Here is a 12,824-nt window from a genome sequence, read left to right as displayed (position 1 = left end):
CAAGAAGAGAGATGATATGACCTTCTCCCGCAAGGATTTTCCCGAGGGCTTCCAGTTCGGAACCGCCACTTCCTCCTACCAGATCGAAGGCCATGCATTTGGCGGCGCCGGCTCGACCCACTGGGACACCTTTGCCGCCACGCCCGGCAATGTGGTGCGCGCCGAGAACGGTGACCGGGGCTGCGACCACTACCACCGCTACGAGGAAGACCTGGACCTTGTGAAGGCCGCCGGTTTCGACTGCTACCGCTTTTCGACCTCCTGGGCGCGCGTGCTGCCCGAGGGCCGCGGCCAGGTGAACCAGGAGGGCCTCGACTTCTACGACCGGCTCACCGACGCCATGCTGGAACGCGGGATCAAGCCCTGCGCGACGCTCTATCACTGGGAGCTGCCCAGCCCGCTGGCCGACCTCGGCGGCTGGCGCAACCGTGACATCGCCAAGTGGTTTGCCGATTTCGCCGAGGTGATCATGGGCAAGATCGGTGACCGCATGTATTCGGTCGCGCCGATCAACGAGCCCTGGTGCGTCGGCTGGCTGAGCCACTTCCTGGGCCACCACGCCCCCGGCATGAAGGACATCCGCGCCGCCGTGCGCGCCATGCACCACGTCAACCTGGCCCATGGCTCTGCCATCCAGGCGATGCGCGGGCTCGGCATGAGCAACCTCGGGGCCGTGGTGAACATGGAATGGGCAGATCCGGCCACCGATACCGAGGAGGCGCGCGCCGCCGCCGATCTCTACGACGGCTACTACAACCGCTTCTTCCTGTCCGGCATGTTCAAGAAGGAATACCCCGCCAACGTGATGGAGGGCTTCGCCCCCCATATGCCCGAGGGCTGGCAGGACGACTTCGACGTCATCGGCTCGAAGCTCGACTGGGTGGGCGTCAACTACTACACCCGCAAGCTGATCGGCCCCAACAACGGCCCCTGGCCGCATCATGAAGAGGTCGAAGGCCCCCTGCCCAAGACCTTCATGGACTGGGAGATCTACCCCGAGGGCCTCTACAAGTTCCTCAAGCGCACCGCCGAGGAATACACCGGCGACCTGCCGCTCTACGTCACCGAGAACGGCATGGCCAACGCCGACGTGAAGCAGCCCGACGGCACCGTCAGCGACCCCGAGCGCCTGGATTACGTGCAAAAGCACCTGGCCATGGTGCGCAAGGCCATCGCCGAAGGCGTGCCGCTGAAGGGCTATTTCCTGTGGTCTCTGCTGGACAACTACGAATGGGCCCTGGGCTACGAGAAGCGCTTCGGCCTCGTCCATGTCGACTTCGACACCATGGAGCGGACGCCCAAGAGCTCTTACTACGAGCTGCAGAAGGCCCTGGCCTGACGCAAGAAAGCTGGCCGCCCGCCCGAGGGCGGCCAGCCGCCAAGACCGGCCCCGCGCAGCCTCGCTTCGGCACCGGCGCCACGCAGCGTGACCCGGCCAGGCCGCAGACCGGAGCTTGACGGGAGGGTAAGCTGGCCCTACTTGCCACGTCACCGCAGTCAAATCCGGATAGCATCACATCAGATCCCGTTCGCCCATGCCCCGCATGATGCTGACGTTTGCTTCCGTAAGTCAGTCCCCACCCATGCGGTGACGCGAGGCAGTTGAATGTTGAATGAAGACCAAGTCGCATCGGCGACATGGCGGATCACTCCTGATCCGATGTGCATCCTCGACCGGGATGGCCGTTTCGCCTCGCTGAACCCCGCCTGGCAAAAGGTCCTGGGCTGGACGCGCGACCAGATGGTCGGCCATGCCTTCCAGGAATTCCTGCACCCCGACGACCTGGTCCGATCCGAGGAGGCCTTCGCCGAGGTGCTGCAGGGACGCCCCGTGCTGCGCTTCGAGAACCGCTATCGGACCACGGAGGGTGACTATCGCTGGCTGTCCTGGGTGGCCGTGCCCGAGAACGACAGCTTCGTCTGCACCGTCCGCGACGTGACCGAAGAGAAGATCCGCGAAAGACTGCTCGAAGAGCAGCGCAAGGAAGCCCTGCTGCACAAGCAGATCCTGGCGATCCTCGGACATGACCTGCGCAATCCCCTGGCCTCGGTGACCGCGGGGGTGCGGATGCTGTCCCGGCAGGAGCAGACCACTGCCGGCGCCCATCTTCTGCGCAACATGGCGGCCAGCTCCATGCGGATGGCCGAGCTGATCGAGAACCTGATGGACCTGACCCGCATCCAGCTGGGTCAGGGCATCGTCGTCACCCGTGGCGAGGTGAGCGACCTGAAGCAGTCACTCGAACATGTCATCCACGAGATCGAAGCCGCCCGCGACAACGTCACCGTGGAGCTGAACTGCCAGCTGTCGGCCCCGGTCAACATCGACGGTCCGCGCATGATGCAGGTGGTCTCGAACCTGCTTGGCAATGCCGTGACCCATGGCTCTGCGGGCACGCCGATCCAGCTGATTGTCGATCAGACCGAGACTCTGCTGACCATTGCGGTCTGCAACAGCGGGCACCCCATTCCGCAGGAATCCTGGGAGACCCTCTTCCAGCCGTTCTTCCGCAAGCCCGCGATCGAGGGGCGCACAAGTCCCCAGGGCCTGGGGCTGGGGCTCTATATCTGCCAGCAGATCGTCTCGGCCCATGGCGGCGAGATCAAGGTGACCTCCGACGAGGAAGAGACCTGCTTCACCGTCGAGATCCCCGGCATCTGAATCGGCATCCGGGCTCTGACCGCGCGGGTCAGCCCCCCTCCATCGCCAGCACCAGCTTGCCGCGACAATCCTCCAGCAGCTGCGCATGGGGGGCCTCGGGGGCACGGTCCAGCACCAGCATGTCGGCCTCACGCATATGCCCGCCGACCGCCGCCGCGCGGCGCCCGAACTTGCTGCGGTCCGCGACGAGGATCGAGCGGCGGGAGTTGATCCGCATCTGCTCTCGCATCTGCACCTCGGAGGCGTGGAAATCCAGCAGGGAGCCATCGCTGTCGATACCCCCCACCCCGTAGATCCCGTAGTCGGCGCGATAGGTCGAGAAGAGCTCGACCGCCTCGGGGCCCAGCAGGTCCCGGTCGGGCAGACGCAGCTCTCCGCCCGGCAGGATGATGCGGTTCGACGGGTTTTCGGACAGGGCGAAGGCGGCGTTGAGGTTGTTGGTGATCACCGTCAGCGCCTGCTTGCCCGCCAGCGCGCCGGCGACGATGGCGGGCGTCGTGCCGATCGAGATGAAGATCGTCGCCTCGTCGGGGATCTCGGCTGCGACGGCACGGGCGATGGCGCTCTTGGCGTCGAAGTTCAGCACCGCGCGGGCCTGGTAGGGCAGGTTCGCATGGCCCTCGATATACTCGGCCCCGCCGTGCAGGCGGCGCAGCTTGGCCTCTTCGCAGAGCGTGTTGATATCGCGGCGGATCGTATGGGCCGAGACCCCGAAGGCCAGGGCCAGTTCCTCTACCATCACCCGGCCATCGCGCCGCGCCTGCTGCAGTATCTGTTCCCGGCGGTCCATCTTGCTCACGTCGTCATGGGATTTTGCTCTTCTGAGCAGACGAAGATCACGGTTTCACTACGGTTTGCCAAAAGTCCTGCGAAGCTTGCCCCCTCCTTGCCTCGCCGCACAGCGGGGCGGGTGCGGACACGAAAGCGCCGCCGGGGCGAGGACCTCGGCGGCGCTATTTCTCAGGACCGGGGGAGGTACCCGGTCTAGAGAGAGGGTAGCCAGAGCACCAATGCGGGGATGCTGATCAGCAGGGCCACGTGGATGACGTCGGCCACCACGAAGGGCGCGGTGCCCAGGAAGATCTTCGACAGCGGCACGTCCCGCGCCACCCCCGAGAGCACATAGACATTCATCCCCACGGGTGGCGTGATCAGCGCGATCTCGGTCATCCGCACCACCAGCACCCCGAAGAGCACGGCGTCGTAGCCCAGCCCGGTGATCAGCGGGAAGAACAGCGGCACGGTCAGCGTCATCATCGCCGAGGCATCCAGGATCATGCCCAGGAAGAAGTAGATCAGCAGCACCACCAGCAACACCGCGATCGGCGCCAGCTGGCTGCTGGTCACCCAGCCCGCGATCTGCAGCGGAATCGTGGTGACGGTGATGAAGGAATTGAAGACCAGGGCCCCGAAGAGGATGCCGAAGATCATGCCGGTGGTCTTGAAGGTCTCGTAGATCGCATCGACCAGCGTGGCATAGCTGAGGCGGCCACGGGCCCCGGCGATGAGCAGTGCTCCGAAGGCGCCCATGGCGCCGGCCTCGGTCGGGGTGAAGAGGCCCCAGATGATGCCCCCCATGACGAAGCCGAAGAGTACGATCACGTCGGCGGTCTTCTTCAGCCCCTCCCAGCGTTCCGCCAGGCTGTAGCGCGGACCGGCGGGCCCGGCCTCGGGGTTGATGCGGCAGCGAATCCAGATCACCGCCATGTAGAACAGCGCCAGCATGACGCCGGGGATGATACCGGCGGCGAACATGTCGCCGATCGAGGTCTCGGTCAGGATGCCGTAGATGATGAACATCCCCGAGGGCGGGATCAGGCTGCCGATGGTGCCGCCCGCGGCCACGGCGCCGGTGGCCAGCGGCAGCGAGTAGCCGTGCTTGCGCATCTCGGGCAGCGCAACGAGACCCATGGTCGCCGTGGTGGCCAGCGAGCTGGCGTTGACGGCGGCAAAGCCCGCCGAGGCGCCGACGGTGGCCATGGCCAGCCCGCCGCGCTTGTGCCCGATGGCGCGGGCGGCGAAATCGTAGAGATCCTTGCCGATCCCCGAGGCAAAGAGCACATGCGCCATGAAGAGGAACAGCGGCACCGTCCCGATGGCGTAATTGGTGGCGATGTCGAAGCTGATCACGCCGACCTTGATCACCGCCGCGTGGAAGCTCAGCAGGAAGGCAAAGCCGACCGCGCCGGTCACGCCCATGGCGAAACCGATGGGCATCCCCGCAACGAGGAAGACGAAGAGGAATGCGAGGCCGACGAGGCCCGCTACGATCGGGGTCATTCTTGGGTCTCCTCAACCGGCGTCTTGCCGGTGATGGCCTGGGCTGCACGCAGTACCAGGACGGCAATCAGCAGGCCCACGGCGAACACCAGCAGCCAGCGGAAGGGGGCCACCGGGATGTCCAGCATGGGGGTCTTCTCTCCCTGCGCGGCGTGGTGCAGGGCGTTGCGGATACCGGCCCAGATCACGAAGACCCAGAAGACGCTGCCCGCCAGCAGCATCAGCCCGTCGATCACCCCCGCGCCACGCTTGGGCAGCAGCTGGGTGACCAGCTCGACCCGCGTATGGGCGCCGCTCCAGGCCGCATAGGCCAGCGAAAGCGTGATGGTGGGGATCAGCAGCAGCTCGGACAGCACATAGGTGCCGGGGAAGGCGATCCCGATGGCGCGGAAGACCACCGTCACCACGATCAGCCCCATGAGCGCCATCAGCGCGAAGATGCCGAAGAGCGTGGTGCCCCGCACCACCCATCCAAGGCCCGTATCCAGTAATTTCAGCATGTTCGTCCTTCCACAAACCCGGAGGAGCCAAAGCCCCTCCGGGAAGAGCACATCACTCTTCGTAGGCCGCGCGGATCTTGCCCAGCACCTCGGAGCCGGGCTTGCCCATGGCATCGAGTTCTGCCGCGACCTCCTCCATCGCCGGGGCGAAGGCCGTGGCATATTCGGCCACGACCTCGGGGGCGACGGAGTTGAAGACCACGCCTTCCTCTTCACCATAGGCGCGGCCCGCGGCCTCGGCCTCGATGGAGAGCTCGAGGGTCCGGGCGCTCAGCCATTCGGTATTGGCATCGAAGACGGCCTTGATGTCATCCGGCAGGCTTTCCCACTTGGCCATGTTCACGGCGCGCGAGGGATAGGCACCGCGGCTGTGCGGCAGCTCCGAGTAGTAGCTGACCACCTCGGCGAAGGAGAGCGACTTCAGCGCCTCGTAGGGGGCGATCACACCGTCCAGGACACCCTTCTCGAGCGAGGGGTAGGTCTCGGTCATCGGCATGGTCACGCCCTCGGCGCCGTAGGTGGCGAGGGGGCCGATGAAGTCCACGGCCGAGCGGATGCGCAGGCCCTTCAGATCGTCGAGGGTCTCGACCGGGCCGTTGCGCAGCAGCATGTGCATCGGCGTGCCGACGTTGTAGCCGACCACGTGGACACCCAGCTCTTCACCGAAGACGGGGTAGTCATCGACCAGGTCCATGTAGACCGACAGCACCTTCTCGGGGTCGGTGTAGCCATAGAACATGCCCGGCACGAGACGGTTCATGTCGTAGCCCGAACGGGCGTAGATCGGCGCGATGTAAGAGATATCGGCGATCCCGGCGGCCAGTTCATCGACGCCTTCACGGCTGGTGATCAGGGCACGGCCCCAATAGGGGGTGATCGAGACCCGACCATCGGTCTGCTCTTCGATCCGCTCGATCCACTCGGCGTCCGCCTTCCCGTAGGGATGGCTGGTCGTGTAGGGCGAGGCATAGGTCATGTTGAAGTCCGCGGCCATCAGCGAGCCGGCCGGAACGAGGGCCACCAGGGCGGCCAGGGTCTTGGTCATGTGTTTCATCGTATCCTCCCTTGAAACACGAGCCCTTGGTCTTCGGGCTCAGGTGCCGGACCTTTGCGTCCGGTCTTCGCCGTTCTCACCTCCTCCGGTGAGCGCGGCAATCTCTGCGGGGGCAAGCCCCAGGTCGGCCAGGATGGCCTGTGTATCGGTGCCCGGCAGCACGGCCGGGCTGGGGGCGGGTTCGCCGCCAAGGCGCACCGGCGGGCCCAGCTGGGTCAGCCCGCCGCCCGGAGCGTCGACCTCGACCACCATGCCGCGCGCGCGCAGATGCGGCTCGGCCAGGGCTTCGGTGACGTCGTTCACCGGCGCGAACTGGGTGCCCGCCTCCTCGAAGAGGGCAAGCCAGTGGGCGCGGGGCTCCTGGGCAAAGGCCTCGGCCAGGGTGGCGCGAATCTCAGGCCGGCGCGCGGGGTCGAGCTGGGCCGGAATGAACTCCGGATGGCCCATGACCTCGCAGAACTTCACCCAGTAGCGCGGCTCCATGTCCGTGGTGCAGAGCCAGGCGCCATCGGCGCAGCGCCAGAGGCCCAGGTCGGCCCGGCGGGTGCCGCGCGGCGGTGCCTCTGCCGGGGTTTCGTAGCGCGAGACGATATTGGCCACCAGCGTCATGGCGCAATCGGTCATCGCCACGTCCACGTGCCGCCCCTGCCCCGTCGTGCGCGCCGCCATCACGGCGGCCAGCGTGGCGAAGGCGGCATGGGCGCCGGTGGTGACATCGGCGGAGGGCACACCGGGCAGGCCCGGTGCCTCGGGGTCCTCTCCGGTGCGCGACAGCACGCCCGAGAGCGCCAGCGCCACCGGGTCATGGCCCGGCTTGTCGCGCAAGGGGCCGGTCTGGCCGCAAAGCGTCAGACTGGTGTAGACCAAAGCCGGGTTCACCTGCGCCATGTCCTCGTAGCCCAGCCCCAGCCCCGCCAGCACGCCGGGGCGGTAATCCTCGATCACCACGTCGCAGCTGGCCGCCAGCTTCAGCAGCGCGGCACGTCCGGCTTCCGAGCCGATGTCCAGCTGCACCGAGCGTTTGCCCCGCGCCAGCATGTCCCGTGCCCGCTGCCGCGCGCGGCCCGTCTCGTCCAGCTTGTCCCATCCGAAGACCTTGGCCTGCTTGGCCAGCTCACGCGGGTTCTCGACCCGGATGACCTCGGCCCCCTGGTCGGCCAGCAGCCACGAGCAATAGGGCCCCGGCAGCAGCCGCGAGAAATCCAGCACGCGCAGACCTTCGAGGACGGGGGTCATGCCGCCCCTCCTTTCGCCGGATGCACGGCAAAGAGCGGACCCGTCGGCAGGGTGCCGCCATCGGGGAAGATGCCGCGCGCCTTCATCTGCGGGCTTTCGGGCACCTCCGAAAGCTTGGTGATCGCCGAGAGGCCCCAGCCATGTTCCAGCGACCAGCCCGCCAGGGTGGCGCGGTCATGGCGGGCAAAGAACTTGGCCACGATGCCCTGCCAGCGGTCGATCACCTCCTGGTCGGTATCGGCCACCAGGATCGCGCCCCAGTCGACCTCGGCCAGCTCTCCGGCGGCGCCCTGCTCGACCATCACCCGCACCAGGGCACGCATCATGCCGGGGTTGTCGATCATCGACCAGGTGACGAAACCGTCGCTGCAGGGCCAGACCTGCCGCACGCCGGAGCTGCCGCGCACCAGCCGGTTGCCGACCCGTCGCCCGATGCGGCCGGTCCATTCGTACATCACCGCCTCGCGGTAGTTCGACAGCGTTGCCGATTGCAGCGCCGAAAGCGGGGTGCGCTGGCCCTTGCCGGTCAGGCGCCGCGCGCGCAGCCCCATCAGGGCGGCGGTGGCCACCTGGATGCCGGTCAGCGCATAGGCCTGTTCGCCCGGCAGACGCAGGGGCGGAGCCTCCGCGGTGCCGATCACATGCATCAGCCCCGATTGCGCCATCAGCGTCAGATCCGTGGCGGGACGCTGCGGCGTCTCCTCGGGGTAGCCCGTCGCCACCACGTGGACCAGGGTCTCGGGCAGGGTCACGCCCTTCAGATCCGGCCAGTCCTCGCTGCGGCGATCCTCGAGCAGCACATCGGCATCGGCCAGGAGCTCGGCCAGGGGCGCCTTCGAGGGCGTCATGCCATGGTGCCAGGCCGCCTTGCGCGGCGCGGTCATCTCGCAGGCCCCGGCCAGTACGACCTCGGCCCCCATGCGGGCCAGCATCACGCCGCCGAAATCCACCAGCCGGTCGGCCAGAACGACGACTTTCAATCCTTCGAGAAGCTTCATGCCAGCACCCCCTCTTCCTGCAGTGCCGCCAGGTCCTCGGCCGCCATGCCAAGCGTGTCGACGAAGATCTCGCGGTTGTGTTCACCAAGGCAGGGCGCGGGGCCCACGTGCCAGGGGGTCAGGGGCAGCTGGTAGGGCGGCGCGGGCATATGCGCGCGGCCAAGCACCGGGTGATCCACGATGACGAAATGCGAGGCCGCCTCCAGGTCGGCGCTTTCCGACACGCCCTTGCCATCCAGCACCATGGCCGCCGCGACACCGGCGTCACAAAGCGCCTGCGCCAGGTCCTCGCCGTCGCGCAGACGGGTGGCCGCGGCGATGGCCTCATCGCTGATCTCGTCCAGACCCAGTTCGCTGGCCAGTGCCTCGGCAGAGCCGCGGGCCTCGCAGGCGATGGCGATCCAGGCGTCCTCTCCGGCCACCGGGAAGACCCCATGCGGGGCGATCAGCGGGTCGTGATTGGCGGGTTTGTCGGCGGGCATCTCGGCAAAGAGGTCGCCTGCCACATGCACCATCGCCTCGATCTGGCTGACATCGACGTGACAGCCCTTCCCGGTACGGTCGCGGTGCTCCAGCGCCGAGAGGATCGCCACGGTCAGCATCATCGGCGCGACCACGTCGCCATAGGCGAGCGGCGGCATATGCGGCTCGCTGCCCGGCCAGCCGGTCATGTCCGCGTGGCCCGACATGGCGGCGGCGGCATTGCCGTAGCCGCGGAAGCCCGCCATCGGGCCGGTCTTGCCGGCCACCGAGACGGAGGCCAGGATGATATCCGGCTTCACCTCCTGCAGCACCTCCCAGGAGAGACCGATGCGATCCATGAAACCGGGGCCGAAATTCTCGACCACGACATCCGCCCAGGCCACCAGCTTCTTGGCCACCTCGATCCCGCGCGGGTCCGAGAGGTTGATGGTGACGCTCTTCTTCGAGGTATTGGTCTGGGCAAAGAAGGCCGAGGCATCGTGGTTCTTGCGTTCGCCCCGCGCGAAGGGGGGCGACATGCGGCCGAGGTCCAGCCGCTTGGCGCTTTCGATCTTCACCACCAGCGCGCCATTGTCGGCGAGATCCTTGGTGGCGCGGGGGCCTGCGCCCACCCAGCTGAAATCGGCGATCTTCAGACCGTCCAGAGCTCCGCTCATGCCGTTACCTCCATTTCGTCCAGTGCTGCCGTGACCTGCGCCACCGCGGCCTCGCGGTCCCAGGCGCGCGGGTCGACCATGTCCGACCAGATCTCGATCACCTTCACGCCCGCCTGTTCGAGCGCCCGCTTGGCAAAGAGAGAGCCATAGCCCGAGAAGCGGTCGTGCTCGGGGATCAGCATCAGCGCCACGTCGATGCGGTACTTCCTTGCCTGGGCCACCAGCCATTCATTGACCCAGGGCGGCTGGTGCAGCTGTTCGTTCATCGCCGAGACCCGTGCCGCCAGCGCCCGCACCGGGTCGCCGTGATCGGCGCGGATGTAGCCGTCGGAGGCGAAGGGCAGATACATCGACCAGGCGAAGGTCGCGCCATGGGTTTCCTCGAAGGCGCGATAGAAGGACGTATCGAACCACAGCCCCGCCCCGATCCACATCATGCGGATCTTCTCGTTCGGGCATTCGGCATGACCGGCCTCGATGCGCTCGGCCACCTCATCGCGGAAACCCTTCACGTGCGAAAGCGCCCAGTCCGAGCCGCGATGCCACTGCGGGATCATCACGTTGGGCATCTGTTCGGCGATACCCATGGGGACCTTAGGTGCCGAGGCGATCAGGTCCGAGACCTCGCCCAGCATCTTCTCCATCCGGTCGATCTTGTCCATGTAGACGGCAAAACCCTCGCGGTCGAAGCTGCGCCCGGTGAGGTCCTCGACCGCGGTGATCAGCTCTTCGATCTCGGCCTGCAACAGGTCGAGCCGGTCGGTGCCATAAAGCTCTTCCCAGTTCTCGCGGGCCATCTCCCACCAGTTGGGCGCCGGATCGGCGACGCCGGGGGCCGAAAGCAGATGCAGCGGTGCGCCGGTCAGCTCGGACCAGCGGCGGAAGATCCGCCCGTGTTCATCCGAGCTCTGCCGGGCGCAGAGCAGCGCGGGGGCGGGCAGACCGCCCCAGGGCTGGCGCGAGGGATCGCCCTCGAGCTGCGCCACCAGCGGCAGCGAGCTGTACTTCGGCAGGTGGCCGTGGAAGCCCTCGTCCTCCATCCAGTCGAAGAAATAGGGGGCCTGCTGCTTGGCGGCGATGACCGCGGACCACCATTGGTTGGTCACCATGGGCATATCCATGAAATGGAAGATCTCATGGGGGGTATCGGCGTTGACGAAGGCGAAGGAGGCACCGGAGGTGATCTGCTGACGCAGCCCCTTCAGCCAGTCCTTCTGATAGGCGGCGGCTTCGGCGGCGCGGGTCATGAGAGCACCTCGGCGATCTTGTTGCGGGCGGCTTCGAGCCAGGCGGCATCGGGGCGGAAGGGACGGAAGCCAAGCATCACCAGCGGCGTGCCGCGCGCCTTGCAGAGCGCAGAGAGCGCCGGCAGATCCCAGCCGAAACCATCATCATTGCGATCCACAGCGGCCAGCACCAGGTCGCAGCCCTCCAGCCCGTCGGCCAGGGCGGTGTCGAACTTCGAGGCCGGGTTGGCGCGCAGGTGAAGCGGGTGGGTGGCGACGCTGTCGATCAGCGCCCCGACCCCCTCGGGACCGGCGTGATTGCCGGGCCAGATGTCGCCATAGGGGGTCAGGTCGGCAGCGACGTGACCCAGCTCCTGGGCCAGCTGGTGCAGCACCGGCAGATCACAGGCCGTGCCGACGAGACCGATACGGCGGCCGGTTGCGGGCTCCGGCGCGGGCAGGCTGTCCAGCAGGTTGGCGTGGTGTCCGGCCTCCAGCCAGCGGCCCGCGTTGCGCAGGGCGAAGGCCTGCGGATGGGAGGCGAGACGCGCAAGCGCGGCCAGGCGGCGGGCCTCCTGCTGCTGTGCGCGGGCCAGGGCGTCGGTGTCGATCCCCTGCCCCGTCACCTGCTGCAAGGCGCTCTCCAGCCGGTCCAGCTCGGTCCGGTTGAAGCGCTCCGCGGCGGCGCCCTCGCTGTGCAGGAGCGACCACAGGTGCAGGCGCGGCCCGGTGGCGGGCAACATCCCGAGGCGGCGCATCTCGGTGGCATATTGGTAGGCGGTCAGCGCGGCCACGTCATCGCGGGCAAAGACCACCATCGCCATGTGATCGAAGGCGCCATCGGCCAGCCGATGCAGGAACCGGGCGGCAAAATCATCAAGGAAAGGCTCTGCGATCTCGGTCACCTCGGGCCGCTGCGGCCCGGTGGTCGCATCGGCCAGCGGCGGTGCCTTGACCTCGACCGGGGTGGCGCCGGCCGCATGGATCAGCGCTTCGGGCAAGCCGTCGCCAAAGATCCCGACCAGCGGCGCGCCGCTCGCATCGTTCCTCCCGTCTGCACGCCTCTCGAAGGCCTGCAGAAGTTCTTCCAGTGCTCTCACGAGTCTCCTCCCTCGCGTCTTATTAGTTCACTTTGGAAACTGTTTCACCCTTTTGTCAATGCCGGAAATTGACATACCCCCTTCCGACCTTTAGCCATTTGGCATTGCGAAAGGGCGGGCATGAGCAACGATCCCACTGACAAGATTGAAAGAAATGGCGTGACGCTGGGGTATCTGGGGCGCGACATCTCTTTTGTGACCCGCGTTCTGCGCGCCTGGCTCCTGGAAGACACCGCCGCTTTCCTGAAGGCGCACGACCTGGCGGCCGGCCAGGTCGCCCTGCTGAACCTCATCGCGCTGAACCCCGGCATTTCTCAGAAGCAGCTGGCAGATGCGGTGGTGCTGAAGAAATCCGCCCTGACCAAGGCCATCAACGAGATGGTGGCCGCCTCGCTCATCGAGCGGCGCAAGGAAGAGGGCGACCAGCGGTTCAACGCGCTCTATCTCAGCGAGACCGGCACGGCGCGCTTCACCGCCATGCGCAAGGACATGGAGGCCTCGCAAGAGCGTCTCATGGCCGCGCTGACACCCGAGGAACGAGAGCTCTTCTTCTCTTTCCTCTGGCGGCTGATCGACTCCTACCAGTCCTGAACGCGCATCCGTGCCGACCTGAGCGCTTGACTTTCCCC

The 12,824-nt window shown here is 66.9% G+C and carries 12 protein-coding genes; 3 read left to right on the top strand and 9 right to left on the bottom strand.

Going from position 1 to position 12,824, the window contains the following annotated elements; genetic code table 11:
• The first annotated feature begins 16 nt into the window (after positions 1-16).
• Together CRO50_RS08165 and CRO50_RS08160 are read left to right on the top strand one after the other, a co-directional pair.
• Complete coding sequence (locus CRO50_RS08165) at positions 17-1,339, top strand: GH1 family beta-glucosidase (protein ID WP_097145419.1); 1,323 nt, start codon at positions 17-19, stop codon at positions 1,337-1,339.
• 267 nt (positions 1,340-1,606) lie between these two features.
• Positions 1,607-2,662: a PAS domain-containing sensor histidine kinase gene (locus CRO50_RS08160; protein ID WP_097145418.1), complete on the top strand. Its 1,056-nt coding sequence runs from the start codon at positions 1,607-1,609 to the stop codon at positions 2,660-2,662.
• A 28-nt stretch (positions 2,663-2,690) separates the two neighbouring features.
• On the opposite strand, the gene CRO50_RS08155 is transcribed toward CRO50_RS08160, so the two are convergent.
• The 9 genes from CRO50_RS08155 to CRO50_RS08115 form a co-directional block, all read right to left on the bottom strand.
• Positions 2,691-3,452: a DeoR/GlpR family DNA-binding transcription regulator gene (locus tag CRO50_RS08155; protein ID WP_097145417.1), complete on the bottom strand. Its 762-nt coding sequence runs from the start codon at positions 3,450-3,452 to the stop codon at positions 2,691-2,693.
• Positions 3,453-3,646: 194 nt separating this feature from the next.
• Positions 3,647-4,942 carry a TRAP transporter large permease gene (locus CRO50_RS08150; protein ID WP_097145416.1) on the bottom strand — a complete coding sequence of 432 codons (1,296 nt, stop codon included), beginning with the start codon at positions 4,940-4,942 and terminating at the stop codon, positions 3,647-3,649.
• On the bottom strand, positions 4,939-5,442 hold the full coding sequence (locus CRO50_RS08145) for a TRAP transporter small permease (RefSeq protein ID WP_157791689.1): 504 nt from the start codon (positions 5,440-5,442) through the stop codon (positions 4,939-4,941). Before CRO50_RS08145 ends, CRO50_RS08150 begins: the two co-directional genes overlap by 4 nt.
• A gap of 52 nt (positions 5,443-5,494) precedes the next feature.
• The gene (locus tag CRO50_RS08140) at positions 5,495-6,496 is read right to left on the bottom strand and encodes a TRAP transporter substrate-binding protein (RefSeq protein ID WP_097145414.1); all 1,002 of its coding nucleotides are present in this window, start codon (positions 6,494-6,496) and stop codon (positions 5,495-5,497) included.
• 39 nt (positions 6,497-6,535) lie between these two features.
• Positions 6,536-7,732, bottom strand: coding sequence for a CaiB/BaiF CoA transferase family protein (locus CRO50_RS08135; RefSeq protein WP_097145413.1), 1,197 nt, complete (start codon positions 7,730-7,732; stop codon positions 6,536-6,538).
• Positions 7,729-8,730 carry a CoA transferase gene (locus CRO50_RS08130; RefSeq protein WP_097145412.1) on the bottom strand — a complete coding sequence of 334 codons (1,002 nt, stop codon included), beginning with the start codon at positions 8,728-8,730 and terminating at the stop codon, positions 7,729-7,731. The genes CRO50_RS08135 and CRO50_RS08130 overlap by 4 nt, the downstream gene beginning before the upstream one ends.
• The gene (locus tag CRO50_RS08125; protein WP_097145411.1) at positions 8,727-9,869 is read right to left on the bottom strand and encodes a CaiB/BaiF CoA transferase family protein; all 1,143 of its coding nucleotides are present in this window, start codon (positions 9,867-9,869) and stop codon (positions 8,727-8,729) included. The genes CRO50_RS08130 and CRO50_RS08125 overlap by 4 nt, the downstream gene beginning before the upstream one ends.
• On the bottom strand, positions 9,866-11,116 hold the full coding sequence (locus CRO50_RS08120) for a 2-hydroxyacyl-CoA dehydratase family protein (RefSeq protein WP_097145410.1): 1,251 nt from the start codon (positions 11,114-11,116) through the stop codon (positions 9,866-9,868). The genes CRO50_RS08125 and CRO50_RS08120 overlap by 4 nt, the downstream gene beginning before the upstream one ends.
• On the bottom strand, positions 11,113-12,195 hold the full coding sequence (locus tag CRO50_RS08115; RefSeq protein WP_097145409.1) for a 2-hydroxyacyl-CoA dehydratase family protein: 1,083 nt from the start codon (positions 12,193-12,195) through the stop codon (positions 11,113-11,115). The genes CRO50_RS08120 and CRO50_RS08115 overlap by 4 nt, the downstream gene beginning before the upstream one ends.
• Positions 12,196-12,315: 120 nt before the next feature.
• Here CRO50_RS08115 and CRO50_RS08110 point away from each other — a divergent pair, with 120 nt between their 5' ends.
• Positions 12,316-12,786 carry a MarR family winged helix-turn-helix transcriptional regulator gene (locus tag CRO50_RS08110; protein WP_097145408.1) on the top strand — a complete coding sequence of 157 codons (471 nt, stop codon included), beginning with the start codon at positions 12,316-12,318 and terminating at the stop codon, positions 12,784-12,786.
• The last annotated feature ends 38 nt before the right edge of the window (positions 12,787-12,824 follow it).

The sequence above is a fragment of the Pseudooceanicola antarcticus genome, assembly GCF_900215355.1.
GTDB lineage: Bacteria > Pseudomonadota > Alphaproteobacteria > Rhodobacterales > Rhodobacteraceae > Pseudooceanicola > Pseudooceanicola antarcticus.
Note: the sequence above shows the minus strand (reverse complement) of the source record. Positions and strands in the feature narration are given on the sequence as shown.

Excerpts from the sequence above, each read along its gene's own strand:
- CRO50_RS08165 (WP_097145419.1), top strand. The coding sequence starts at position 17 with ATGACCTTCTCCCGCAAGGATTTTCCCGAGGGCTTCCAGTTCGGAACC.
- CRO50_RS08160 (WP_097145418.1), top strand. The coding sequence starts at position 1,607 with ATGTTGAATGAAGACCAAGTCGCATCGGCGACATGGCGGATCACTCCT.
- CRO50_RS08155 (WP_097145417.1), bottom strand. The coding sequence starts at position 3,452 with ATGGACCGCCGGGAACAGATACTGCAGCAGGCGCGGCGCGATGGCCGG.
- CRO50_RS08150 (WP_097145416.1), bottom strand. The coding sequence starts at position 4,942 with ATGACCCCGATCGTAGCGGGCCTCGTCGGCCTCGCATTCCTCTTCGTC.
- CRO50_RS08145 (WP_157791689.1), bottom strand. The coding sequence starts at position 5,442 with ATGCTGAAATTACTGGATACGGGCCTTGGATGGGTGGTGCGGGGCACC.
- CRO50_RS08140 (WP_097145414.1), bottom strand. The coding sequence starts at position 6,496 with ATGAAACACATGACCAAGACCCTGGCCGCCCTGGTGGCCCTCGTTCCG.
- CRO50_RS08135 (WP_097145413.1), bottom strand. The coding sequence starts at position 7,732 with ATGACCCCCGTCCTCGAAGGTCTGCGCGTGCTGGATTTCTCGCGGCTG.
- CRO50_RS08130 (WP_097145412.1), bottom strand. The coding sequence starts at position 8,730 with ATGAAGCTTCTCGAAGGATTGAAAGTCGTCGTTCTGGCCGACCGGCTG.
- CRO50_RS08125 (WP_097145411.1), bottom strand. The coding sequence starts at position 9,869 with ATGAGCGGAGCTCTGGACGGTCTGAAGATCGCCGATTTCAGCTGGGTG.
- CRO50_RS08120 (WP_097145410.1), bottom strand. The coding sequence starts at position 11,116 with ATGACCCGCGCCGCCGAAGCCGCCGCCTATCAGAAGGACTGGCTGAAG.
- CRO50_RS08110 (WP_097145408.1), top strand. The coding sequence starts at position 12,316 with ATGAGCAACGATCCCACTGACAAGATTGAAAGAAATGGCGTGACGCTG.